The sequence below is a fragment of the Flaviaestuariibacter amylovorans genome (assembly GCF_039541815.1).
GTDB classification, from domain to species: Bacteria; Bacteroidota; Bacteroidia; order Chitinophagales; family Chitinophagaceae; genus Flavisolibacter; species Flavisolibacter amylovorans.
Genome location: NZ_BAABGY010000011.1, coordinates 294,694 through 318,905 on the forward strand (window position 1 = coordinate 294,694; position 24,212 = coordinate 318,905).

Below are 24,212 nucleotides of genomic sequence, written 5' to 3' on the forward strand. Positions count from 1 at the left end.
TAAAATATCCACATGTGCGCAAATACCCGCCATACCGGCACCCCATTTGCTAAAATATTTAGTAATCTTGCCCTGCATATGCTCCTGACGAACGAGAAAGCCGATATCATCACCCGCCTCCGCCAGGAGGTGCTGCAGCTGCAAGGCTTCAAGGCCCCGCTGACGCACCTGCTCGACGATACCGGTCTCGGGCGCATCAACGCGGCCTTCCCCAACGGCGTGTTCCCGCGCGCGGCGCTCCACGAGTTCGTATGTGCGGCACCGGAAGAGGCCGCGGCAGCCACGGCATTCGTGGCGGGGCTGCTCTCGGCCTTCATGCGGCGCGGTGGCGCGGCCCTCTGGGTGGGCACCGGGCGCCGCATCTTCCCGCCCGCGCTCCGCGCCTTCGGCCTCCGCCCCGAGCAGGTCATCTTCCTCGACCTGAAAAAGGAAAAGGACGTGACCTGGGCCCTCACGGAAGCCCTCCGCTGCAGCGCCCTGTCGGCCGTGGTGGGCGAGCTGTCCGAGCTTTCCTTTACCGACAGCCGCCGCTTCCAGCTCGCCATCGAAGCGAGCGGCGTGCCCTGCTTCGCGCTGCGCCGCAGGCTTCCGGCTACGGCTACTACCGCGGTGGCGCGCTGGCGCGTGCGCCCGCTGGCGAGCCGCACCGAGGAAGGGCTGCCCGGCCTCGGTGCGCCGCGCTGGGAAGTGCAACTCCTGAAGGTGCGCAACGGCACACCGGGCACCTGGGAGCTCGAATGGGCCGGCGGACGCTTCCGCCACACACCGAAGCTCGCTGCCGTGCCTGCGGCCCAAACAAAAACCGGTTAACGATGGGCGCCCGCTTTCTCTCCATATGGTTCCCGCACCTCGTTACCGACTGGCACGTGCGCAAGCAGCCGCAGCTGCGCGACGTCGCCTTTGTGCTGAAGGCAGCCGTGCACAACCGCTCCGTGGTAACGGCGGCCTGTCCGCGTGCAACGGCCGGGGGCATACGCGCCGGCACCGTGCTGGCCGATGCCCGCGCGCTGATGCCCGGGTTGCAGGTGCTCGACGACAAGCCCGGCCTCGGGGCCCAGCTCCTCGACCGCATCGCCGAGTGGTGCATCCGCTTCACGCCGGTAGCCGCCCCCGATGGGCCGGCGGGCATCCTCCTCGACGCCACGGGCTGCGCGCACCTGTGGGGTGGGGAAGACGCATACGTAGCCGACATCGTGCGCCGCCTCTCCGACCGTGGTTATACGGTACGCGCCGCGATGGCCGATACCGTAGGCGCCGCCTGGGCGATGGCCCGCTATGGCAAAGAGGCCGTAGTGGAGCCGGGGCAGCACGGGCGGGCGCTCCTCCCGCTCCCGGTGACCGCGCTCCGCCTCGACCCTGAAAGCGGTACGCGCCTCCACAAGCTGGGCCTCCGGTTGATCAGGGATCTCGTGGTCATCCCGCGGCCGGCGCTGCGCCGGCGCTTCGGCGACGCGCTCCTGCAGCGCCTGCGGCAGGCCCTGGGCGAGGAAGTAGAAATACTGGTGCCGGTCTGTCCCATCGCGCCCTACCAGGAGCGCCTGCCCTGCCTCGAGCCCATCGTGACGCGCACCGGCATCGAGATCGCGCTGCAGCGCTTGCTGGAAGTATTGTGCACCCGCCTGCGCGCGGAGGGCAAAGGGCTGCGCACCGCCGTCTTCCGCGGCTACCGGATGGACGGCGGCACCGCCGGCATCGAGATCGCCACGGGCCGGCCCGCGCAGCACGAGGAGCACCTTTTTCACCTCTTCAGCCTCAAGCTCGAAACGATGGCGCCGGGTACGGGCATCGAGCTTTTTCTGCTCGAAGCCACGCAGGTGGAGGACCAGGACGCAGTACAGTCGGCGCTCTGGAGCGCGGGTGGCGGCCTCCTCGACCCGCAGCTCTCGGAGCTGCTCGACCGCCTCGCGGGCAAGCTCGGCGCGGGCAGCCTCCACCGCTTCCTGCCGGCAGAGCACTACTGGCCCGAGCGCTGCTATGTACCGGCGTCGGGTCTCACCGATACGCCCGCCTCGGAGTGGAAGGTAGACCGCCCGCGGCCACTGCAGCTGCTGTCGCCGCCGGAGCGCATCGAGGTAACGGCGCCCGTGCCCGACTACCCGCCGATGCTCTTTCGCTACCGCGGCGTGCTCCACCAGGTGGTCAAGGCCGACGGTCCCGAGCGCATCGAGCCCGAGTGGTGGATCCGCGAGGGCCCCCACCGCGACTACTACTGCGTGGAAGACGAGGCGGGGAGGCGGTACTGGCTGTTCCGGTCGGGGCACTATACGCCGGAGCGTACGGAGCAGTGGTACCTGCATGGGCTTTTCGCATGACCATGCTCCGGTCTTCCTTCGACAAGCTCAGGATGACAAGGAGGGCAGTGTCTTCTTCGCCTATTCACGACGACAAGGAGGGCCGTGTTCGATAGGAGAGAGTCGCTAAGGCGGATACTATTGATGATCAAAAGGAAGGTTATGAGACATGATTACTACGTCTATATCCTTGTTTGTAGTGATGGTGCTTACTACACAGGGTTTACCAATGATATCGAGCGCAGGCTGACGGAGCATGAGGAAGGATTGAACTGGGAGTGCTTCACTTATTCACGAAGGCCTCTGGTGCTTAAATACGTAGAGCGCTTCAATGATGTGGAGGCAGCGATAAAGCGGGAAAAGCAATTGAAGGGATGGTCAAGAGCAAAGAAGGAAGCACTGATGCAGCAAGATATGCAACGGTTACAAACTCTTTCGAAAAGCCGTTCTGCTCAGGTCAATCCTCCGGAAAGCTCCGGGTAAGGATACAAGCTCCGGAAAGTGGGAGGCAAGTTATCGTGAAAGGGCTGGTGCCAGGGTAAAGCGCCCGGTTCATCCTGGCATTAACCATACCATGCTCTTTCGGGACTTGGCTCGATCACGTATACAACACTGCACACCGGGTCATCCAAAACTGTGGAAAGCCACCCACCTCCTTGTCATCCTGAGCTTCTCAAATAAGACGCTGATCTCCTTGTCATCCTGAGCTTGTCGAAGGAAGACCGGAGCACGGACCGATGCCCATCATGTACACGGAACTACAATCCACCACGAATTTCTCCTTCCTCCGCGGGGCGTCCCACCCCGAGGAGCTCGTGCAACACGCGCGGGCCCTCGGCTACGACAGCCTCGCCATTACCGACCGCAATACATTGGCGGGCGTGGTGCGTGCCCATGCGGCCGGGCGCAAGCATGGGGTGCGCATCATCCCCGGCTGCCGCCTCGACCTGCTCGATGGCCCGTCGCTGCTGGCGCTGCCGGTGAACGGGGGCGGCTGGGCGCGGCTCTGCGCCCTGCTCTCGCTCGGCAACGGGCGCGCCGAGAAGGGAGCGTGCCACCTCTATAAGGAAGACGTGCGCGCACACGGCGAGGGGCTGCACTTCATTGCCCTCCCGCCGGAGGCATTGGATGCCGCCTTTCAATTCGATGCCACTTTCGAAAGGGACCTGTATTTCTACAGGGAGGCGTTCGGCAGCCGCCTTTCGCTGGCCGCCACGCGCCGCTACAACGGCGACGATGCCAAGCAGCTGCACCGCCTCGCGCAGCTGTCGCGCCGCACCGGCGTGCCCCTTGTGGCCACCAACGACGTGCACTACCACGAGCCGGCGCGGCGGCCCCTGCAGGACGTGCTCACCTGTATCCGCGAGAAGTGCACGATCCAGACGGCGGGCTACCGCCTGCTGCCCAACGCGGAGCGCTACCTGAAGCCGGCCCGCGAGATGGCGCGCCTGTTCATGCACTACCCCGAGGCCCTGGAACGAGCGGGGGTCATCGCTGCGGAATGCCGCTTCTCGCTCGACGAGCTGCAATACGAGTACCCCGAGGAGATCACCTCGGAAGGACGCACGCCGCAGGAAGAGCTGACCTACCTGGCTTGGAAGGGAGCGGAAGAGATCTTCGGTACACCCATACCGGACAAAACGGCGGCGGCCATCAAATACGAGCTGAAGTTCATCGGGGAGGTCAACTACGCGCCCTATTTCCTGACGGTCTACGATATCGTGCGCTTTGCGCGGAGCCGCGGCATCCTGTGCCAGGGGCGCGGGTCCGCGGCCAACAGCACCGTGTGCTTCTGCCTCGGCATCACCTCGGTGAACCCCGAGAAGTTCGACCTGCTGTTCGAGCGCTTCATCTCCGCGGCGCGCGCCGAGCCGCCCGACATCGACGTCGACTTCGAGCACGAGCGACGCGAGGAGGTGATCCAGTATATCTACGAGAAGTACGGGCGCGACCGCGCCGCCATTGTGGCCACCGTAACGCAGGTGCATGGCCGCGGCGCCATCCGCGACGTGGGCCGCGCCATGGGCCTCTCGCTCGACGCCGTGGGCAAGCTCGCCGGTGTGCTGAGCCACCACTACAGCGACGAGCCCATCGACCCTGAGGCCGTGCGTGCCACCGGCATGGACCCCGACGAGCCGCACCTGCGCAAGGTGCTGGAGCTGACGGCGCAATACATCGGCTTCCCGCGCCAGCTGGGTCAGCATACCGGCGGCTTCGTGATCACGCGCGGCAAGCTCACGGAGCTGTGTCCCGTGCTCCATGCGCGGATGCCGGGCCGCACCTGCATCGAGTGGAACAAGGACGACATCGAAACCCTCGGCTTCCTCAAGATCGACGTGCTGGCGCTGGGCATGCTCACCTGCATCCGCAAGGCCTTCGATCTGTTGGAGCGGCATTACGGCATCAAGCACACGCTCGCCTCCATTCCGCACGACGAGAAGCTGCCGGAAGTACAGCGGGTGTATGATATGATCTGCGCGGCCGACACGATCGGCGTGTTCCAGATCGAGAGCCGGGCACAGCAAAGCATGCTGCCGCGCCTGCGGCCGCGGGAGTTCTATGATCTCGTGATCGAGGTGGCCATCGTGCGGCCGGGACCGATCCAGGGCGATATGGTGCACCCGTACCTGCGGCGGCGCAACGGCCAGGAAGAGGAAAGCTATCCCACGCAGGAGCTCTACGAGGTGCTGAAGCGGACGAAGGGCGTGCCGCTCTTCCAGGAGCAGGCCATGAAGATCGCCATCGTGGCCGCCGGCTTTACGCCGGCCGAAGCCGACGGCCTCCGCCGCTCGATGGCCACCTTCAAGTTCAAGGGCGTGGTGAGCGAGTGGCGCGACAAGCTCGTGAGCGGCATGATGCAAAAGGGCTACACGCAGGAATACGCCGAGCGCGTGTTCAAGCAGCTCGAGGGCTTCGGCTCCTACGGCTTTCCCGAAAGCCATGCGGCCTCCTTTGCGCTGCTGGTGTGGGTGAGCTGCTGGCTCAAGTGCTACCACCCGGACGTCTTCGCCGCGGCCATCCTCAACTCGCAGCCCATGGGCTTCTACCAGCCCGCGCAGCTCGTGCAGGACGCGCAGCGCCATGGCGTAGAAATACTGCCGGTGGATGTGAACTATTCCGATTGGGACCATGACCTTCCCACCCCCAGCCCCTCCCAGAGGGAGGGGGGAGCGATTCTACTCCGATCTTCCGGCGACACTGCTGCTCTCCCCCTTCCTCCTGGGAAGGGGGGCGGGGGGATGGGTGGGGTGAGGCTAGGCCTCCGCCTCATCTCGGGTTTCCGCGAGGAAGACGCGCGCCTCCTCGTAGCGAAACGCACGCGACCCTATACCTCCATCAACGACCTCCGCGACGCGGGCCTCTCCGATGCTGCCCTCGAGCGCCTCGCCGATGCCGACGCCTTCCGCTCCCTCGGCCTCGACCGCCGGCAGGCGCTCTGGGAGGTGAGCACGAAAGACCGCCCGCAGGCCCTGTTCGAAGGACAGGTGGCGCCCGACGCGGTGGGCGAGGCCGTGCAGCTGCCGCTGCTGCTCGAGTCGGAGCACGTGGTGCAGGACTACAACACGCAGGGCCTCTCGCTGAAAGCGCATCCCCTGCACTTCCTGCGTTCCGAGCTCGACCGGGGCCGCTGCACCCGCGCCGCCGACCTCGTGACGCTGCCCCACGGGGCGCCCGTGCGCGTGGCCGGCCTCGTGCTCGTGCGGCAGCGCCCCGGCACCGCCAAGGGCGTGTGGTTCATGACCATCGAAGACGAGACCGGCACCGCCAACCTCGTACTCTTCCCGCAGGTAGTAGACCTGTTCCGGCAACGGATCGTGAACGCCCGCCTCTTCGTGGCCGATGGCACCGTGCAGCGCGAGGGGATCGTAGTGCATGTGATCGTGAAGAAAGGGTGGGACGGGAGTAAGCTGCTGCGGAAGTTGCTGCCTTCTTCGGAGGCGGAACAAGGAGACGCCCTCCCTCCCGGGGAGGCGATAGGGATGGGGGTGCTGTCGCGCGCCGATGAAGCGAAGACGAGTATGGAAGACCAGCGGAAAGCGAGGGAGCTGGGGAGGAGCCGCGACTTCCGCTAGCGCGCAATGATCACCTTTGAAACCTTTGAGCGCTTTATTCGGGCGGCACGGGCAGGACCTGTGCGCCCACTGCCGCATCCCGCGCCTTTCCTATCTTTAAGACCGGCCTCTTTAACCCCGACCGCATGACGCGCCTCCTGCTCTACTTCTTCCTGCTCCTTCCTGCCCTCGGAAGCACCCAGTCGCTCTTCATCCGCAACGTCACCGTGGTGGATGTGATCAGGGGCGTCAACCGCCCGGGCCAATCGGTGCTCGTCCGGGAGGGTGTCATCCGCGCCATTGGCCCCAGGTTGCGGGTGCCGGCCGGCATTCCGGTGGTTGACGGCGCCGGCCGCTACCTCGCGCCGGGCTACACCGACTTCAACGCCTCCGTGCTCAACTACGAGGCGCAGGGCGAGCCCGCGCTCCTCCTGCTGCTGGCCAACGGCGTAACTTCCGTGCGCGACCTCCAGCCCAACGTACCCGCAGGCTTCGGGGCCCGCCTCCGCGGCGAGCTCGCCGCTGGCCGCCCCGGCCCCCGCCTCTACCTCGTGAGCCCGCTCATCACCACCCGCGGCCGCCGCGACGCCAAGGTCGTGGTGACCACCCCCGCCGAGGGGCGCGCCGCCGTGGATGCCGCCGTGGCCGATGGGGCCGACGTCATCAAGGTCGATTACACGCTCGCTCCCGACGTGCTGGCAGCGGTAACGCAGCAGGCACAGCAGCACCGGCGCCGCGTGGTGGGTGGCTTCACCACGCCCTTCGACTCCGCCGCACTCGCCGGCGTCGACGCCATCGACCATGCCTCCGACCTGCGCCGCACCAACACCGTGGGCCGCGCCCGCTACTTCGCCTTCTACCGCGCCGACAGCAGCCGCGTGGTGCCGCGCGTCGAATTCTACAACCGCCTGCTCCCGTCGCTCGGGCCGCTCGATACGTTCTGCTTCCGGCGCACGATCGCCACCCTGCGGCGCGAAGACTGCTGGCTCGTGCTAAACCATGCTTCCTATATGCCCTCGGTAGCGCGCTTCGAGGCCGGCGATACGACGCGTGCCCGCTACCGCCCCGCCCGCCGGGCCGCCGCCCTGCAAAAAGCCCTGGCCGACAACGAGCAGATTGCGACGCTCGCACGCTACAAGAACACGGTGGAGATCGACGAGATCCGCTGGGCGCAGGAGCTGGGCCTCGGCCTGCTTTACGGAACACAGACCGCCGATTACCTTACACCGGGCTTTACGCTGCACGACGGTTTCTACTGGATGCAGGCGGCGGGTTTCCGCCCCATCGACATCCTGCGCAGCGCCAGCATCAACCCTGCCCGCTTTCTGGGCAAGACGCGCAGCGCAGGCTCCGTCGACACCGGCAAGGCGGCCGACCTCGTGTTGCTCGATGCCGACCCGCTTGCCGATATCGGCAATGCCCGCAGGATCCGCGCCGTGATCGTGGGCGGTGTGCTCTACGACCGCGCTCGGCTCGATGAACTGCTGGCCGAAGCGGCGCGGCGCGCGCGGTAACCGGCGCGGTGATCCCAGATCCAGGATCGCGGATCTGTGATGTAGCGCTGACGCACAATGGATCTCAGATCTCGGACTCACCCCGCGTGCGTCAGCCATAAATCTGAAATCACACATCTGAAATCTCCCGGCGTGCGTCAGCAATAGATCCCAGATCCGAAATCACAGACCTGAGATCTCCCCGGCATCCCCCAAGCGATGTACCTTTGCAACGCATGTCCCGCTATTTCGAAAAGACCGGTCGCCTCATCGCCGGGGTGCTCCTCTTTTGCGGGCTCCTCCTCACCCTCATCTGGGCAGGCATCGTGCGGCAGCTGGCGCAAGAAAAGCGCGCCCACATTGAAGCGGCGGTGGCCCACAACGCCAACCTTGCCGTGTCGCTCGAGCAGTATGCCGTGCGCACCATCCGCAATGCCGACGCCCTGCTCCAGCTCGTGCGCCTCGAGTACGCCCGCAGCGGAGATGCCATCGACCTGCCGCGCCTCCTTGCCGCCGGCGTCATCGACACGCAGAACGTAAGCGGCGTGGCCATCATCGACACCGGCGGACGGCTCCTCCGGCACAACATCCTCCGCTACAACGAAAAGGCCCATACCTTCTCCGATCGCGAGTATTTCACCTGGCACCGCCTGCGCGAGCAGGGTCTTTACCTGAGCACGCCCTTCCTGTCGCGCACGCTCAGCAAGACCGCGGTGGCCCTCAGCCGCCGCATCTCGCGCCCCGACGGGTCGTTCGGGGGCGTAGTGGTGGTGCAGCTGGAGCCGCATGCCTTCCTGCGCTTCTACAGCAACGCCTCGCTCCGCGACAACGACCTCATCTCGCTCATTGCGCCCAACGGCATCACCTATGCGCGCCGCAAAGGCCGCCGCGAGAGCTGGGGCGAAGACATTTCCAAAAGCCCGCTCTTCGGCCACGTGGCCCGGCGCCCCATCGGCCACTACTTTGCCCGCGACGCCATCCACGGCATCCCCACCTGGTTTGCTTACCGCCGCCTTGCCGATTACCCCGTGATCGCCACCGTGGGGGCTTCCGAGAGCGACATCCTTGCCGAGCACCACGCCACCGCCCGCCGCGAGTACCGCTTCGGCAGCATCATCACCGTGCTCGTGCTGCTCTTCGGGTCGCTGGTGGTCATCGTGCTGCTGCAGCGCAGGCGCAGCCTCGAGCGTATCCGCGCCAGCGAGCGCCGCCTCGTGGAGGAGGAGGAACGCTACCAGCAGCAGCTCACCAAGCAGATCATCGGGGCGCAGGAGCAGGAGCGCGAAGCCATCGGCCGCGAGCTGCACGACAACGTCAACCAGGTACTCACCTCCGTAAAGCTCTACCTCGATATGGCGGTTGCCGAGCCGCCGCAGGCCCCGACGCTGCTGCCCCGCGCCATCCGCCACGTGCAGGACTGCATCAGCGAGATCCGCAACCTCTCGCGCGCGCTCTCGGCGCCGACGCTGGGCACCCGCTCGCTCGTGGATTCCATCAACGCCCTCATAGACATGGTGACCTCCTCGTCGGGGCTGCCCGTCCGCTTCACCCACCAGCACTACCGTACCCTGCTGCCGAAGGAGCAGAAGCTCGCCTTTTACCGCATCCTGCAGGAGGCGCTCAACAACGTGGTGCGGCATTCGGGCGCCACCGAAGTACAGATCGACCTGGCGCAGTCGGAGCAGCATACCACCCTTACGGTGCGCGACAACGGCACCGGCTTCGACCCGCGTGCCGGCGGGAGCGGCGTCGGGCTCTCCAACATCCGCAGCCGCGCCCGCGTGCTCGGCGGCTCCACGCGTGTGGAAACAAAGCCCGGCGCGGGCACCACACTGACCGTGAAACTCCCACTGCCTTAGCGGATCTCAGATCGGTGATCGCGGATCTGTGATCTGGATTTCAGATGTGTGGTTTCAGATTTCAGATTTATGGTCGGCGCACGCCGGGGAAGATCAGATCTGTGATCTCAGATCCGAAGTGGACGCGTCGGGCTGGTCCGAAACCAAGGATCCGCGCTCCGTGATTGTCATGCAGGAACACCCAATCCCAAATCAAAAATCTTAAATCCGGGATCCAACGGGCGATAGCAACAAATCTGAAATCTGAAATTCCTCCGGCGTCAGCCAAAGATCTGAGATCACCGATCCGCGATCTGAGATCAAAAAAAGCCCCGCTAGGGGCTTTACTCAGGCTTCGTCACGGCGCTGCTCTTCTTCGGAGCCGCTGGGCGGAATGGGGTCCTCGCGGTCCGACTTCTCGCCCTGGTGCTCGATCTTGTGCATCAGCGAGGAAAGTGGGCCTTCCATGTGCTCCTGCGGGTCGGTCGTGTGCAGGGTCTCCGGGTCGGGACCCAGGGGCGTCTTGGGCTCCTGCTGGCCGGGATTGTTGGGGTTGTTTTGTGCGTTCATAGCCCATACCGGTGCAACGGACGTGCCACGGGGAGGATGGTTTATTTGTCTACTGGTCTATTTGTTTATTGGTAAACTGAAAGACGCACGGGTACGCCCAGCCCGGCCAGGGTACATAACGGACACTTTCGTTTTATGGTCGATGAGCAGCAGCGGGGCGTGCGGTAACCAGCCCCTGAAGACGGTCCCTCTATTTACCAATAGACCAATAGACGAATAAACCAATAAACGATTTCCCTACTTCTTCTTTCTGCGCTTGATCTTCTTCAGCCAGGTGAATACGTTGAGTCCGGGCACCGTGGCGATCTGGCCCCTGTGTACGGCGGCCTCCGCCTGTGCGCGCATCGTAGCGTTGACCGCTTCGGAGCCGGAGGGTGGTGTCGTCTTGCGGAGCATCGCCAGGTCAATGGCACTGAGCCCGCTCATGGCAGCGCGCACGGAGTCGGGCTTCACCGGCGCTTTGAGGAAGTCGCGCCCAAACTGCGCCGGCGTCGGGCGCTGGCCTACCGACACGGTCGGGAGAAGGTTGCTGCGCGCCGGCAGCGCCGCCATCGCAACCCAGTTGCCGTCCGCTGCCGTGGCGGGCACTACGAGTTGCAGGGCTTCGTGGCCTACGTGCGTGACCAGCAGTGTGTCGCCGGCGTTGGTGTATAGGAAGAAGCGGCCGTCGGGGTCGGCCTGTGCGATCGTGCCGCGCTTCCGGCTGCTGATGCTGGCGCCGGCGAGCGGCTGCATCGTGGCTTTGGCCAGCACTACGCCCGAGGCACTGCGTGTGGGGACGGCTTCCTGTGCGGAGGCCTTGCGTGCGGCCAGGAGCAGGCAGGAGCCCAGGAGGCAGTTCCGGACGGAGGCGGGGCGCATGGGCGGTTGGTTGAGAAGGCCAAGCTACCGGGTATGCGCCGGGCAGAAAAGCGGGGCTGTGCTTGTTGGAAAAACTTTAACGTGCGGGCAACGGGAGCCCTGGCCCGTCAGTGGGGGGCGCGCTTCATGCAGCGGTCCTGAACGCGTGCGGCAACGTACCGGCTGGCGGCCGCCGTCTTTGACCCGGGGAGCACCGTTCGCGGCCGGTACGGATCAGGGCGTAATGATCCCGTTTTTTATGGCGAACAAAACCAGTCCTACCCTGCTCTTGAGCTCGAGCTTTTCGAAGAGTCCGTCGCGATAGCCGTCTATGGTGCGCGGGCTGAGGTGCATCTGGTCGGCGATCTCCTTGTAGGTCAGTTCGCTGCAGGCCAGCTTCAGGAATTCAAGCTCGCGCTTGCTCAGGCTGAACAGGTCGTGTGGAAACGGTTTGTCGCTGTCGTCGAAGTGGTTGATGGTGTAGATGAGCCTGCCCGATACGAGCTCCGAGTGATAAAAGCCTTTCTGGTACACCGCCGTCAGTGCCTGGTGGAGCTCTGCGGGTTCGGAGTCCTTGAGAATATAGCCCTTCGCCCCGGATTTGATCATCCGGATGATCGCTTTCTCGTCGTCGTACATCGATAGGGCCAGCACTTTGATGGAAGGATGATTCGTCCGGAGCCAGGCAGTGGTTTCGTAGCCGTCCATTTGCGGCATATTGATATCCATCAGCACAATGTCGGGCAAGGCCGAAGGGTTCAGCTGGCTGATCAGGCTCTTGCCATGATCCGCCTGGAAAAGCACGTCGTAGCCGATCGACTTCAGGTGGTCTGCCAGCCCGTTGCGCAGCAAAATATGGTCGTCTGCTAAAGCAACTTTTACGCTCATACTAGTTGGTTGGAAGGATAACGCGGACCTCGGTTCCGGAGGCTGCGCTGGTGAAGGAAAAAGTGCCGCCTATGATCTCTGAGCGGCTTTTCATGTTCAGCAGGCCGGTGCCGCCCGGCTGATCGGCGGCGGGTGCCCGGACTGCGCCTTTGCCGTTATCGGCTACCGAAGTGCACACGCTGTTTTCGCCGTAGGAAAGGCTGACGACGATGCGGCTCGCTTCGGAATGTTTGATGCTGTTGTTCAACGCTTCCTGTACGATCCGGAACAGAATGAGTTCTTTTTGCGGATCCAGCGATACCGGCTGACCGGTGATTTCCAGGGACGTCGTAAAGACACCGGCGCGGCCGATCAGGGCAAGCTCCGACTCGACGGCTTTCAGCAGCCCGCCGCTCAGCACGGCATCGCTATTGAGCGTTCGCGAAAGCCCCCGGAGGTCTACGATGGCTTTGCTCACGAGGTCCTTGGTGGTGCCCAGTTTTTCGGCTCCTTCATGTCCTTCCCTTGTGCCGATCGTGTTGAGATGCAGCTTGGCAAGGCTGAGGGTCTGGCCGATGTTGTCGTGGATTTCCTGGGCGATGTGCTTCAGGGTCTGCTCCTGGATCTCGATGCGGGTATGCAGCAGTTCCTGGTTGAACTGTTGGCGTATCGCGTTTTTCTCTTCCACGTGTCTCCGCTGGCGCTGCTTGTACTTGATAACCGACACGATGACGATGACCGCCAGGAGCAGTAGCAGGAGACTTGCCAGGATGATCATGATAACGACCTCGTCGAACCGGTCCGCCATAAGGTGGCTGTTAAGAAGCTGAAGTACAAGATATAATTAAACAGCATATTCACCCAGTCTTTGATGGCGAGCGCCCGGGCGGAGGAAAGACTCTTGAGGTAATTATAGCTTCCGTTGACGAGGAGGATACCCGCATGCACAAAGAGCAGCCCGGTGCAGATCCAGAACATATTGTGCTCGAAGATACGTTTGCCGCTCTCGGCGGGGATCGTGAGCAGGTAAAAAAGACTCAGCAGGATCAGGAAAAAGCTTTCGATCGAGTATTGCACCGACGGGTATACGGAAACGGGGATCCGGGTGAGGGACAAGGTGATGGCGACGGCGGCGTAGATCGTAAACAGCGCAAGCGGGGCCAGCCTTGCCCTGCCGCCCGGTAGGTTCCGGGAGAACAGGAGGCAGAAAAACAGGAAGTCCAGGATCTCGTAAACATGGTACACGAAGTAGTAGGGGCGCTTCTGCTGAATGAGGTATTCAACATAGACTTCCGTACACAGCGATACCGGCAGCAGCACAAAGAGTGGCCGCAGCTCCCTCTTTTCCCTGTAGCGCAGCATGCCGGCTACGCTACAGAGAAAGATGAGGAAGTAATAGACAAGGAATTTAGGATCGATGCCCATCGGGTCAGACGCCGAATTTGTGCTTGATGAGCATGTCGGTGACGTCACCCGGATTGCCGGTAAATCCTTCCCCGGATTTTCTAGCGAGCTTCTCCTTGAAGGCGCGAAGGGTGATCCCGTGGCCCTGCTCGGAGCCGGGCGGCGGCGCGGCGCTGGCGGGCACAAAGGACTCAAGGAACATCTCTTCCCCGATGAGCGTGCCGTCGCCGGAGATTCCGAATGCCACCAGCGTGTCCCTTTCGTTGAAGCGGCACAGGCTGAAGCGGATGCCCTCGCAGCCATTCTGCGAAAGGATCTGGAGGAGCGCCTGCTTATCGAATTCCACGGCGATGATCTTGTCGCCCTTCTCCTCGTTGTCCCAATCCGCTTTGAGGAGGTCCTGGATCATTTCCCGGGCAGCCCAGGGCGTTACGTAGGTCGTCTGGCTCGTGGCCGGCTTCAATGTATCGAACGTGAATTCGAATGTCCCTCCCGATTTCAGAAGGGTAGGGCCACCTTTACCCGTGTTGTCGATATACGTGTCGGTCAACATTCTTCTCTTAGGCATAAATACAGTTTTGGTGATGAATGGATCAAAAATAGGCTTCCGGTTCCAGAACCCGGGCTCTGGATTACACGGTTCTGGTACCGTGTTTTCACGGTGCATTTCCGGGTCATTGAACGCTTGGCCCGGAGCTGCCCGGGCACACATCTTTGTGCGTCACCGGAGTGATGCGCCTGCCAGCCTGCCGATCCGGGTACCGTTGTACTTCCTGCCGACGCGTGGTACGAACAACAGCCTCGCCGGCATCAACGGCGGCATCAGCCCCGGCTACCTGACCCCGACGGCGAACATGGCCTCCTTCAGCGACGGCTTCGCCTTCGAGCTGTTTGTGGGGCTGCCATTCGGCGTCTTCTAGCGGCACCGCGAAAGAGTGGTGCCGGCGAAGCCTGTGATGAGCAGCAAGGCCGTGGTCCGGAAGCGGCACGGCCTTTGTCTGTTTTTTTCCATACCCCTTTCCCCCCTCGTAATCGCCTCAGCCATGAACAGCATCCTTTCCGACCAGCAGCTCATCCAGTCTATCCGTACTGCACGGGAAACCTATACCCGGTTGCTTGCCGCCGGTGGCCCTTACGACGAGCTGCTCCGCATCTGCACCGAGCTCACCGTCCTCCAGCGCGAATGGAACGGCCGCCTCGCCCGGCGCGTGCTGGAGCGCGCCGCCTGACCCCCTCCAAAATCTAACATTTCGTTGCCTGAAAGGGCCCGTTTTGTGTCGTAACTTGATGTGTGGCCGCGGCACCCCGCCGGCCCCGAAAAGGAGTAGATTATGAAACGCCTGTTATCGATCTTGTTTACCCTCACCCTTTCTACCGCCGCGTTTGCGCAGCGCTATACCCCCACGCAACGGCGGGAAGACCGGCTTGACGAGGCCAACAACGTACGGCTCTTCCGTGCGGTGGACGGTACCTATTTCGATTTTGAAAACGATGCCGCCACGCAAAGCGCCGTCAGTTACCTCAATGTGCTCGACTGGCTGCAGGGCCGCGTAGCGGGCCTCCAGCTGTACCGCGTGCGCGGCGTGCCGGTGCCTTTCCTCCGCAACCAGCCCGCTTCCATCTTCATAGACGAGATCGCCATGGACCCTTCGGTGCTCAACCTGATCCCGGTGCAGGACATCGCCCTCGTGAAGGTGATGCGGTCGCCGGTGATGGTGGGTGCGCGCACCCTGCCGGGCGGCGCCATCGCGATCTATACGAAGAACGGAGAAGAAGAAGAGGAAACCCCGGAGGCGCGCTAAGGCCTGCCGGAACTTTTTTACCGAAAAGACCCGCTGGGTCTTTTTTTTATGCGCGGCTCACACCCACTCCGAGTTGGGGTGCTTGCAGGCTTTCCAGTACTGCACGATCATCCCGATGAGCTTCTTGATGCGCGTCATGTCGTGGGGCTTCTCGAAAAAACCCTGCGACATCTCCTTGTAGGCCTCGTTCACGGCGTCGCGGTCGGCAGTGGTGGTGAAGAAAACGAAGGGGATCGCCTTGCGCTTCAGGGTTTCGTTTCCGTTGATCATCCGCTTGAGCTCGGCGCCGTTCATGCCGGGCAGGTTCATGTCGGAGAAGATGAGGAAGGGCTGCGACTCCATTTTGAGCAGGTAGGCAATGGCGTCCGGACAGTTGGTGAAGTAGACGCGGGGGTTGGGTACTTCCAGCTCGCGGAAGGCCTGCTCGAGCAGCTCCTGGTCGTCGGTATCGTCTTCGATCACAAGAATGGGTCCTGAGCGTGACATGCCCTCCCTGCTTAAAATAATTGAGCCAAGGTAGATGCCGGGCGGCTGCCGCGGGGAAAATGCGCTGCCCCGTTTCGCGGGCCGCGGATTTTCAATATCTTTTCGAGGCGCCGCCCCGGCGCTCCTGCCAGAACCCCAAACTGCCCGTATGACGCTGCGGCCTCCGATCGCTTTGCTCCAGGTACTCCTGCTGTGCCTCCTGCCCCTCCGCCCGGCCGCACAGTCGGTGATCGAGCATTACCGTCTTTTCACTGTACGCGACGGGCTGCCGTCCAACGAGGTATACCGCCTGCATGAGGACAATTACGGCTATCTCTGGGTCGGTACCTCTCATGGCCTCGCACGCTTCAACGGGGCCTCCTTCCAGAACTTCACCGGCTTTGGCTCGGGGCTGCCCATCACGGTGTGCACGGAGCTGATCCAGCCCAACGACTCCCTCCTGCTCGCGGGCACGCTTTCGGGGATCGCCGTCTATAACCTGAAGCGCAACCGCTTCGAGAACGAGCGGATCACCGATACCGTTCTGGCGCTCGGGTCGGCCTACACCGTCACTTGCTTTGCCCGGCTGCCGGGAAAGCAGCTACTCGTTGGGGCGGCCCGGTGGGTGGCCGTGCTCGATGAGCACCTGCGCGTGGTGCGGAAAAAGGAGCTCGGCCGGCCCGAGGGCTTCTTCTTCCGCAACGCGGTATTTCTCGACCGGGATTCGACGCGCCTGCTCGCCGGGCCGGCGCTGCTGGAGCTGGATACCCGGACCCTTACCTACGGAACTCCGGCACAATTTCCGAGAAGCCTCAACAGCCCATACAATACGGTTCTTCAGGCCTTGAACCGCCTTGGCCCCGACCAGTATTTATACAGCTTCTGGAGCGAAGGGTACAGTGTGTACGATGCGCAGAAGAAGGTCGAGAAGAAGTTCAACATCACGTCCGCTGCGGGAGGCGACTACAACAACCTGCGCGACGTGTATCGGGACCGCCGTGACAGCAACCTCTATTGGATGGGAAGCGGCTCGGGCGTGGTGCAGCTGCGCCTGCCGGAGCTGAAGCACACGTTGTATACCTTCCAGCAGCGGGGCGAGTATAACCGCGAGCTCAATTACTGCACCCAGGTGCTGCAAGACAACAACGGCAGCACCTGGGTGGCCAGCCGGGGCGGGCTCGTGCGCATCGGGCGCAATGTATCGGCCTTCGAGCCCCTCGGCACCTTCCGGTTCTTCAAGGAAGGCACGGGCAAGCTGATTGAGTATACCGGAGCGGTAGGAGACCGGCAGGGGCGGCTCTGGATCGGCACTTATGGAGAAGGGCTCTACGAGGCCACTGCCGAAGGAAAATACCTTCGCCGCTTCAAAGAGCCGAACACGGCGCTTGGCCACCTGGTGCAGAACATGCGGGTGTTCAACGACACCCTCTACGCCGCCACGTTTTTCAAGGGTCTGTTCTACTACGACGAGCGGGCGAAGAATTTCCGGCACCCACCCTTCCTTCCGCAGAAATACAAGGACACGGTGAGCTACCTGTTGCATTTCGACCGCTGGGGACGCGGCTGGACAAGCCTGAACCGCGAGCTTTCGGTTACGGATATGCGCACCCGGCAGTTCCGCGTGGTGCAGCGCCGCGGCGACAGCAGCGGGATACCGCGCACGCCCGCCCATGTGGCCGACGGCCCCGGCCGCGACATGTGGTTTGCGCTGGGCGGCTGGCACGGAGGGCTGTACCGCTGGGACGACCGGCAGCAACGCTTTTTCAACGAGCCCGTGGTGTTGAGTGGGATCACTCAGAAGCGCCTTATCATCCACCAGCTCGTCTTCGATACGGTGAGCCAGGACCTCTGGATTGCCACCTACGAGCACGGCCTCCTACGGCGCGATGCGCGCTCCGGCCGGTTCGTGGCTTATACCCAGGGGCTGAAAAGCCCGGCCATCAACGCACTGGCGATGGATGCCGCAGGCAACCTGTGGGCCGGCACCATCTATGGGCTCTCGGTGCTGGTGAAAGGCGAGCACAGCTTCCGCACCTTCACTACCGACGACGGGCTGCCGGTCAACTATATCGTCTCCATCGCCTTCCCGTTCCAGGAACGGAAGGAGCGCCTGCTGGTGATGATGCAGGACCAGCTTTGCTGGGTGAACACGGCACACCTGCTGGCCGCCCAGCAGCCGGTAAAGACCTATATCGAGGCGGTGCTCGTCGACAATGAACCCGTGCTCGACCGCGAGCGCTTCACCTTCGACCACAAGCATTTCCGGTTCCGATTCAGCGGCGTCAACCTCAATAACAGCGAGGAGAACCGCTACGCCTACCTGCTCGAAGGGCACGACAAGACCTGGATCATGAACAGCCGCTCACCTTTTGCCGACTACTCGGGACTGAAGCCCGGGCGCTACACCTTCCGCGTAAAGACGGCCAACGGCCAGGGCGTCTGGTCGGAGCCGGCCGCGTATACGTTCGTGATCACGGCGCCATTCTGGGAAACGGGGTGGTTCTACACGTTGGCGGTACTGCTCCTGGCGGGCAGCATCTATGCCCTCTACGGCTACCAGTTGAGCAAGGCCATCGCCCTGTATCATATCCGCAGCCGCATCTCCAAGGACCTGCACGACGAGGTAGGCTCCACGCTCTCTTCGATTTCGCTGATGAACGAGATGGCGGTGCGCAGCCCCGAGCCGAGGCAGCTGCAGCGCCGCATTGCCGAAAGCCTCGCCTCGGTGCAGAATGCCATGAGCGACATCGTGTGGATGGTGAACCCGAAGAACGACGAGCTGCAGAACCTGCAGCTGCGCTTCGGCGAGGTAGCCGCCCAGCTGCTGGAGCCGAAGGGCATCAGCTATACGCTCGACTTCCCCACCGACAGCGGCCTGCGCATCCCTATGGAAAAGCGGCGCGACGTGTTCCTCATTTACAAGGAGTGCCTCAACAACATCGTGAAATACTCGGGTGCCACGGAGGTCGGCATCGAAGTGCGGCACGGCCGGAAGGGCGTACTGCTGACGGTGACCGACAATGGCCGCGGCTTCGACCCGGACAGGCCGTATTCGGGCAATGGGCTCGCCAACATGCGGGCCCGCGCGGTGCAGCTGGGTGGCAGCATCCGCTGGGAAACCGGCGCGGGCTCCGGCACGAAGGTGTCGCTCTGGTTTGCATAGCGGGCCACATGGTAGCAATGTACCATCGGCAAACCGCCGGTTCAGAATAACTTTGAGCAAATGCCCCCTTTGATCCGACTGGCCATCTTCGAGGATAACGACGAGCTGCGGCGCAACCTGGCGCTCTTCCTGAACTGGGACGAGGCCATCGAGGTCGTGGGCCAGTTCGCCAACGCCGTCGACATCGAGGCGCACATCGCGGCTGCCTGTCCCGACGTGGTGCTGATGGACATTGACATGCCCGGCGCCAACGGCATCGAGGGCATTGCCCGGCTGCGCAAGGTAGCGCCATCGATCCAGGTGATGATGCTGACCGTGTTCGAGGACGACGACAACATCTTCGCCGCCATCCGTGCCGGCGCCAATGGCTACCTGCTCAAGAAAACGCCTCCCGCAGAAATACTGGAAGCCGTGAAGGAGCTGCACGCCGGCGGCTCGCCCATGAGCGGCTCCATTGCCCGCCGCGTGCTCCGGCACTTCCAGCCCGCGCCCGCCGAGCCGGGGCCCGCGCTCACCGCCCGCGAGCAGGAGATCCTCGGCCTGCTGGTGCGCGGTAACTCGTACAAGATGATCGCCGCGGCCGTTGGCATCAGTCCCAACACGGTGCGCAACCACATTCACAAGATCTACGAGAAGCTGCACGTTAATTCCGCCACCGAAGCGGCCTACAAGGCACTGGGCTCCACCGGCGGGAGTCCGCGCCGTTAGCGCCTGCGCTCCCTGCGCGCCGTGTTTTCCGGCTCCCGTATTTGTACGGTACAGGCTGCTTGCGCATACCCCTGTGGTCACCCTCCGTAGTAGGAATCTACCATTGCCCGGGAGCGGCCGGGAGCCAAACTTTGTATCCGTCCGCAAGGATGTCCCACCTCTGAAAAGCGCTCCCTCTTCCGCTTTGTTAACCCAAATCAACTGTATATGAACAGAATCCTTTTGCTGCTGGCGCTGGTATGTACCGGGGTCACCGTTTCCGCCCAGCCCGGCACCCCGCTGCGCTTCGGTACCCGTGGCGTGGCGCGGCTCGACAACGGCAACAATACCGGGGCGCCGGCATTCGCGCACCTCGCCAACGCGATCGCTTATAGTCCTGACGGCAAGTTGTACACCACCGCCGAGATCAATGCCAACGGCGTCATCGCCCGGTGGAACGCCGACGGCACGCTCGATGTCACCTACGGCAACAACGGCTATTCCGAGGCCGTGCGTATGAATTTCCCGAAGGGCTACCTGCAGGCCGATGGAAAGATGATCATGGCGGGTTACTGCAACTCGGGCCTCAGCTCCCTGGAGTTTGCCGTGGCGCGCTTCAACCCCGACGGCCGGCTGGACCGCAGCTTTGGCAACGGGGGGATGGTGGCCACCTCCCTCAGCAACACCATCGACTGGATCTGGGACGGCCTCGTACAGCCCGACGGCAAGTTCCTGGCGGCCGGCAGCGCCAACGAGAACAATGCCGGCCTCGGCGACTTCGCCCTCGCCCGCTATCTCCATAACGGAAGCCTCGACCCGAATTTCGGCTCCGGCGGCAAGGTGGTCTTTTCCATTGGCGCCGGTAGCGACCGCATCTACGGCATCACGCGCCAGCCCGATGGCAAGATCCTCGCCACCGGGTTCTCCGTATCCGCCGGCAACAACGTGGACTTCGTGCTTGCCCGCTTCCTCTCCAACGGCGCGCCGGATACGAGCTTCAACGGCACCGGCTACCGCGTGCTCAACGCCGCAGGCGAGCAGGCCGGCGAAACGATCGCCGTACAAGACGATGGGAAGATCCTCGTGGGCGGCTATTCCCACAACGGCACGCACTGGGAGGCGACGGTGTGGCGCTTTCATGCCGACGGCTCCACCGACAACGGCTTCAACGGCAGCGGTAAGTCGGTGCTGCCCTTCCCGGCGGTGGATGCAGAGCTCGTGAGCCTGCGCCTGCAACCGGATGGAAAGATCATCGGGGTGGCCGATGTGGCCACTACGTCTGCGAATCACGATATCGGTCTTTTCCGCCTTCAGGCCAATGGCACTACCGACAACAGCTTCAATGGCACCGGCGTGCGTGTGGTATCGAATCCCAACGAAGAGCGCTTCAACCTTACGAGCCGCAACATGCTGCTGCAGCCCGACGGCCGGGTGGTGACGTTCGGGTTTGAATACGTCGGCACCCCGTCGTCGACAGCACGCACGCAGATGGAGTTGCGCCGCTTCAACGACGACGGCAGTAACGACAACAGCTTCGGCAGCAGCGGCAAGGCTACCGCATTCGTGAACCAGGGCACCACGCGCTTTCAATCCAACGTGGTGCGCCAGCCCGATGGCAAGCTGCTCGTGGCCGGCCTCTGGAACGGCTCCGCCACCACTGCCATCAACAACGATTTCCTGGTAGCCCGCTACCTGCGCAACGGCAGTCCCGACAGCAGCTTCGGCACCAACGGGCGTGTGGTGTATACGTTTGGATCCCTTACCGAGTCGGCCAACGCGATCCTGCTGCAGCCCGACGGAAAGATCGTGGTGGGCGGCACGGCCAATGTAACGGCCACCAACACCGATTTCGCCCTGGTGCGCCTCCAGGCCAACGGCTCGGTCGACAACAGCTTCGGCTCCGGGGGCAAGCTGCTGGTCAGCTTCAACTCGAATGTGGAAACCATCAATACCCTGGCCCTGCAGCCGGACGGCAAGATCCTCGCGGGCGGCTTTGCGGGTTTCCCCGGCGTTACCGGCAACGACATAGCGATCGCGCGGATCAACCCGAACGGCACGCTCGATAACAGCTTCGGCACCAGTGGTAAGTTCCTGCGTGCCCACAGCTCCGGCACAGGCGCCGATGCCGTGAGCACGCTGGCGCTGCAGCCCGACGGAAAGATCCTCGTAGGGGGCACCTACACTGCCGGATTTCAGAAGGGCGCATTGCTCCGGCTCACCGCCGCGGGGGCGATGGACAACAGCTTCAACGGCACGGGCTGGGTGGCCCTCGGCTGGAGCAGCGCGCCGCCGGAGTTCGTGAACGGCATCCTCCCGCTTTCCGACGGCAGGATTGTGGTGGGCGGCTACGTGAACGGTAATTCATCGCTGGGGATCATTGCCCAGATGGCGGCGGCCCGCCTCAACGCTGATGGCTCTTTCGATAATACCTTCAACGGCACCGGCAAGACGATGTTCACCAGTGGTGGCAAGCCCTCGCAAACGGCCGCGATCGCGCTGCAGGCCGACGGGAAGTATGTGCTGGGCGGGCAGTCGTTCCGCGAGTTCTCGAACTCCGTATTTACGCTGGCCCGGCTGCTTCCGAACGGCACCCTCGATCCTGAGTTCAACGGCGGCTCGCTGCTCGTAAAGGCAGCCGACGGCGACCAGACGATGCGCGGCATGGTGCTGCACAACAACGAGGCATACGTGGCCGGCTTCGGCAACCACCCGGGCCCGGTGGGGGTGATCGCCGGCGTGTCGCTGGGCGCCCTCGACCTGCCGGTAGTGGTGTCGGTGAATGGTGGCACCTACTGTGCCGGCAGTACGATGACGATCCAATACAAGACCTTCCAGCCGTTCAACGCGGGCAATACGTTCACGGTGCACTTGTCGGATGCGGCCGGCTCCTTTGCGGCGCCGCTCGCGCTGCGCACGGTGAGCGATACGGGGTCGGGCACTACGTATGCCCTGATCCCGGCCGCTGTTCCCAACGGCGATGGCTACCGCGTCCGGATCGTGGCTTCGGATCCCGCCTATACCAGTGCCGACAACGGCACCGACATCCGGATCAACGCGCAGGCGACCGTGAACCCGGTGGGCAACCCGGTTTATTGCGCGGGTGTGGCGACGGCTCCGGTGTCGTTTACCGGAACGGGTGACTCCTATACCTGGACGAATAGTAATCCAGCGATCGGGCTGCCGGCCTCCGGCACGGGCGATCTGCCTTCGTTTACCACGGTGAACGGCGGCATGCAGCCGGAGTACGCGATGATCGAGGTAACACCGGTGACGGCTGCCGGCTGCACGGCAAAGCCGGCCACCTTCCGCATCGCCGTGTTCGCGGTGCCTGCTGTGGATGCCGTTGCGGACCAGTTCCTGTGCCGGGGCAATGCGAGCGCGCCTGTGACCTTCTCCGGGCCGGTGAGCGGCACGCGCTACTATTGGCAGAACTCCTCGACACAGACCGGCCTTGCTGCCCTGCGCGGTGTCGGCAGCGTGCCTTCCTTCGTTGCGGCGAACCCGACGGCGGGCCCCATCGCTTCTACGATCACGGTAACGCCAGTGGGTCCGGGCAAATGCCCCGGCGCGCCGGTGACCTATCAATATGGGGTGGGCAATTGCATCACGGCCACAGGCGGCGGTGGCAGCGACGCCGGCAATGCGCGCACCGCTACGCTGCAGGTGAGTCCCAACCCCGCCCGCGATCTCGTGCGCCTCACCTTCACCGGGGCTGCGGGCCGGCACACCGTAGATGTACGGGACGAGTACGGTACGGTCCTGATCGCGCCACGCGCCTTCACGGGACCGGTGATGACGCTTAACCTCGGTATCCTCCGCCCCGGCGCCTATTATGTGCGGGTGCTGGAAGGCAGTACGGGTGCGGTGTACTACCGGAAGGTGGTGAAGCTATAGGGCTCGTTACTGGTTATAGTAAGCCCCGGCATTTGGCCGGGGCTTTTTCTTTTTCATGGAAGGTTTGGGTAGGACGTAATATCGGGTGCTATTGGCAAGAAAACGGTGCATTGCAAGGCGCCGGATGCTGGCAAAGTGCCGAACGGAATCGTGGTCTTTTTGGAATGGTTCACTGCCTCTTTAGCAATAGACCTGGTGTAAAAAGCGGCCGTTGCGCATTTTTGGTTAGTCACGATTCACCCGTTTGAAGGCTGAAACGGCCACATTGCGCGGGCCATCGCCGATATGCAGCTGGTTAGGTCGGACGAAAGCCCACAGCAATCCTACTCCATGTCGGCGCAGATCCGCCAGGAACTAAACGATTCCTACGACATCCTGCAAGCGACGTAAAAGGTGGGTTAGATATTACACCCTGGCTGGAATGGACTCTCGGGTGCCTGGACCGTGCGCTGCTCGCCACGAATGGCCTGCTGGCGCATGTGTTGATGAAGGCTAAATTTTGAGAGCTGTATTCGGGAGCTGCATTGAGTGAACGCCAGCGACTGATAGTGGACCGGATGCTGAATGGTATAGAAGGCAACAGGACCTCTTCCAAGTGGGCAAAGATGGCGAAGTGCTCGCAGGATACGGCAGGTAGGGATATCCAGGACCTGATGGTAAAGGGGCTTTTGGCAAAGGAGGATGCGGGCGGAGCACGAGTTATGTGCTGGTAACCGGAAAATGAAAAAGCCGCACTGTTTGTGCGGCTTTCAGCTCCCCTTATTGACCAAAGATGCAGCTTTTTAGAGCTCTATGAATTGGTACCTAATTGGAAAACAAATAGTTAGATTCTTCAAATTTGCTGGA

Annotated in this window: 19 protein-coding genes; 12 read left to right on the forward strand and 7 right to left on the reverse strand. The window is 63.0% G+C overall.

Translation table 11 applies throughout. From position 1 onward, the window contains the following. The first annotated feature begins 78 nt into the window (after positions 1-78). The 6 genes from ABD937_RS18125 to ABD937_RS18150 all read left to right on the forward strand — a co-directional run bounded on the left by ABD937_RS18125 (position 79) and on the right by ABD937_RS18150 (position 9,695). Positions 79-810 (forward strand): ImuA family protein, encoded by a 732-nt coding sequence (locus tag ABD937_RS18125; RefSeq protein ID WP_345257253.1) that lies wholly within the window; start codon positions 79-81, stop codon positions 808-810. A gap of 2 nt (positions 811-812) precedes the next feature. After that, a complete protein-coding gene (locus tag ABD937_RS18130) occupies positions 813-2,312 on the forward strand; it encodes a Y-family DNA polymerase (RefSeq protein ID WP_345257254.1) in 1,500 nt (499 codons plus the stop codon). Between the two features lie 141 nt (positions 2,313-2,453). After that, positions 2,454-2,774: a GIY-YIG nuclease family protein gene (locus tag ABD937_RS18135; RefSeq protein WP_345257256.1), complete on the forward strand. Its 321-nt coding sequence runs from the start codon at positions 2,454-2,456 to the stop codon at positions 2,772-2,774. Positions 2,775-3,028: 254 nt separating this feature from the next. Beyond that, positions 3,029-6,364 (forward strand): error-prone DNA polymerase, encoded by a 3,336-nt coding sequence (locus tag ABD937_RS18140; RefSeq protein WP_345257257.1) that lies wholly within the window; start codon positions 3,029-3,031, stop codon positions 6,362-6,364. Between the two features lie 125 nt (positions 6,365-6,489). Further along, complete coding sequence (locus tag ABD937_RS18145; RefSeq protein ID WP_345257258.1) at positions 6,490-7,857, forward strand: amidohydrolase family protein; 1,368 nt, start codon at positions 6,490-6,492, stop codon at positions 7,855-7,857. Positions 7,858-8,072: 215 nt separating this feature from the next. Further along, a complete protein-coding gene (locus ABD937_RS18150; protein WP_345257259.1) occupies positions 8,073-9,695 on the forward strand; it encodes a cache domain-containing sensor histidine kinase in 1,623 nt (540 codons plus the stop codon). A 327-nt stretch (positions 9,696-10,022) separates the two neighbouring features. Here the strand turns inward: ABD937_RS18150 and ABD937_RS18155 are convergent, their stop codons facing one another. The 6 genes from ABD937_RS18155 to ABD937_RS18180 form a co-directional block, all read right to left on the reverse strand. Then, a complete protein-coding gene (locus ABD937_RS18155; protein ID WP_345257261.1) occupies positions 10,023-10,244 on the reverse strand; it encodes a hypothetical protein in 222 nt (73 codons plus the stop codon). Between the two features lie 237 nt (positions 10,245-10,481). Then, positions 10,482-11,105, reverse strand: a complete 624-nt coding sequence (locus ABD937_RS18160) for a peptidase associated/transthyretin-like domain-containing protein (RefSeq protein WP_345257262.1) — start codon at positions 11,103-11,105, stop codon at positions 10,482-10,484. 213 nt (positions 11,106-11,318) lie between these two features. Then, positions 11,319-11,972: a response regulator transcription factor gene (locus ABD937_RS18165; RefSeq protein ID WP_345257263.1), complete on the reverse strand. Its 654-nt coding sequence runs from the start codon at positions 11,970-11,972 to the stop codon at positions 11,319-11,321. Position 11,973: 1 nt separating this feature from the next. Continuing rightward, a complete protein-coding gene (locus tag ABD937_RS18170) occupies positions 11,974-12,759 on the reverse strand; it encodes a sensor histidine kinase (protein ID WP_345257264.1) in 786 nt (261 codons plus the stop codon). After that, positions 12,726-13,376 carry a hypothetical protein gene (locus tag ABD937_RS18175; RefSeq protein ID WP_345257265.1) on the reverse strand — a complete coding sequence of 217 codons (651 nt, stop codon included), beginning with the start codon at positions 13,374-13,376 and terminating at the stop codon, positions 12,726-12,728. Before ABD937_RS18175 ends, ABD937_RS18170 begins: the two co-directional genes overlap by 34 nt. Positions 13,377-13,380: 4 nt before the next feature. Continuing rightward, complete coding sequence (locus ABD937_RS18180) at positions 13,381-13,923, reverse strand: hypothetical protein (RefSeq protein ID WP_345257266.1); 543 nt, start codon at positions 13,921-13,923, stop codon at positions 13,381-13,383. 148 nt (positions 13,924-14,071) lie between these two features. Between ABD937_RS18180 and ABD937_RS18185 the strand changes: the two genes are divergently transcribed. From ABD937_RS18185 to ABD937_RS18195, 3 genes are all read left to right on the forward strand, one after another. After that, positions 14,072-14,275 carry a hypothetical protein gene (locus ABD937_RS18185; protein WP_345257267.1) on the forward strand — a complete coding sequence of 68 codons (204 nt, stop codon included), beginning with the start codon at positions 14,072-14,074 and terminating at the stop codon, positions 14,273-14,275. 123 nt (positions 14,276-14,398) lie between these two features. Beyond that, entirely contained in the window at positions 14,399-14,584 is a 186-nt protein-coding gene (locus ABD937_RS18190; protein ID WP_345257269.1) for a hypothetical protein, read from the forward strand. 102 nt (positions 14,585-14,686) lie between these two features. Beyond that, positions 14,687-15,157: a hypothetical protein gene (locus ABD937_RS18195; RefSeq protein WP_345257270.1), complete on the forward strand. Its 471-nt coding sequence runs from the start codon at positions 14,687-14,689 to the stop codon at positions 15,155-15,157. A gap of 57 nt (positions 15,158-15,214) precedes the next feature. On the opposite strand, the gene ABD937_RS18200 is transcribed toward ABD937_RS18195, so the two are convergent. Beyond that, positions 15,215-15,643, reverse strand: coding sequence for a response regulator (locus ABD937_RS18200; protein ID WP_345257271.1), 429 nt, complete (start codon positions 15,641-15,643; stop codon positions 15,215-15,217). Between the two features lie 148 nt (positions 15,644-15,791). Here ABD937_RS18200 and ABD937_RS18205 point away from each other — a divergent pair, with 148 nt between their 5' ends. The 3 genes from ABD937_RS18205 (at position 15,792) to ABD937_RS18215 (ending at position 23,366) form a co-directional block, all read left to right on the forward strand. Next, positions 15,792-18,785 carry a sensor histidine kinase gene (locus ABD937_RS18205; protein WP_345257273.1) on the forward strand — a complete coding sequence of 998 codons (2,994 nt, stop codon included), beginning with the start codon at positions 15,792-15,794 and terminating at the stop codon, positions 18,783-18,785. Between the two features lie 60 nt (positions 18,786-18,845). After that, complete coding sequence (locus ABD937_RS18210; RefSeq protein ID WP_345257274.1) at positions 18,846-19,493, forward strand: response regulator; 648 nt, start codon at positions 18,846-18,848, stop codon at positions 19,491-19,493. A 207-nt stretch (positions 19,494-19,700) separates the two neighbouring features. After that, positions 19,701-23,366 (forward strand): hypothetical protein, encoded by a 3,666-nt coding sequence (locus ABD937_RS18215; RefSeq protein WP_345257275.1) that lies wholly within the window; start codon positions 19,701-19,703, stop codon positions 23,364-23,366. Positions 23,367-24,212: the final 846 nt, after the last annotated feature.

Coding starts and splice junctions, on each gene's coding strand:
- ABD937_RS18125 (WP_345257253.1), top strand. CDS start 79: ATGCTCCTGACGAACGAGAAAGCCGATATCATCACCCGCCTCCGCCAG.
- ABD937_RS18130 (WP_345257254.1), top strand. CDS start 813: ATGGGCGCCCGCTTTCTCTCCATATGGTTCCCGCACCTCGTTACCGAC.
- ABD937_RS18135 (WP_345257256.1), top strand. CDS start 2,454: ATGAGACATGATTACTACGTCTATATCCTTGTTTGTAGTGATGGTGCT.
- ABD937_RS18140 (WP_345257257.1), top strand. CDS start 3,029: ATGCCCATCATGTACACGGAACTACAATCCACCACGAATTTCTCCTTC.
- ABD937_RS18145 (WP_345257258.1), top strand. CDS start 6,490: ATGACGCGCCTCCTGCTCTACTTCTTCCTGCTCCTTCCTGCCCTCGGA.
- ABD937_RS18150 (WP_345257259.1), top strand. CDS start 8,073: ATGTCCCGCTATTTCGAAAAGACCGGTCGCCTCATCGCCGGGGTGCTC.
- ABD937_RS18155 (WP_345257261.1), bottom strand. CDS start 10,244: ATGAACGCACAAAACAACCCCAACAATCCCGGCCAGCAGGAGCCCAAG.
- ABD937_RS18160 (WP_345257262.1), bottom strand. CDS start 11,105: ATGCGCCCCGCCTCCGTCCGGAACTGCCTCCTGGGCTCCTGCCTGCTC.
- ABD937_RS18165 (WP_345257263.1), bottom strand. CDS start 11,972: ATGAGCGTAAAAGTTGCTTTAGCAGACGACCATATTTTGCTGCGCAAC.
- ABD937_RS18170 (WP_345257264.1), bottom strand. CDS start 12,759: ATGGCGGACCGGTTCGACGAGGTCGTTATCATGATCATCCTGGCAAGT.
- ABD937_RS18175 (WP_345257265.1), bottom strand. CDS start 13,376: ATGGGCATCGATCCTAAATTCCTTGTCTATTACTTCCTCATCTTTCTC.
- ABD937_RS18180 (WP_345257266.1), bottom strand. CDS start 13,923: ATGCCTAAGAGAAGAATGTTGACCGACACGTATATCGACAACACGGGT.
- ABD937_RS18190 (WP_345257269.1), top strand. CDS start 14,399: ATGAACAGCATCCTTTCCGACCAGCAGCTCATCCAGTCTATCCGTACT.
- ABD937_RS18195 (WP_345257270.1), top strand. CDS start 14,687: ATGAAACGCCTGTTATCGATCTTGTTTACCCTCACCCTTTCTACCGCC.
- ABD937_RS18200 (WP_345257271.1), bottom strand. CDS start 15,643: ATGTCACGCTCAGGACCCATTCTTGTGATCGAAGACGATACCGACGAC.
- ABD937_RS18205 (WP_345257273.1), top strand. CDS start 15,792: ATGACGCTGCGGCCTCCGATCGCTTTGCTCCAGGTACTCCTGCTGTGC.
- ABD937_RS18210 (WP_345257274.1), top strand. CDS start 18,846: ATGCCCCCTTTGATCCGACTGGCCATCTTCGAGGATAACGACGAGCTG.
- ABD937_RS18215 (WP_345257275.1), top strand. CDS start 19,701: ATGAACAGAATCCTTTTGCTGCTGGCGCTGGTATGTACCGGGGTCACC.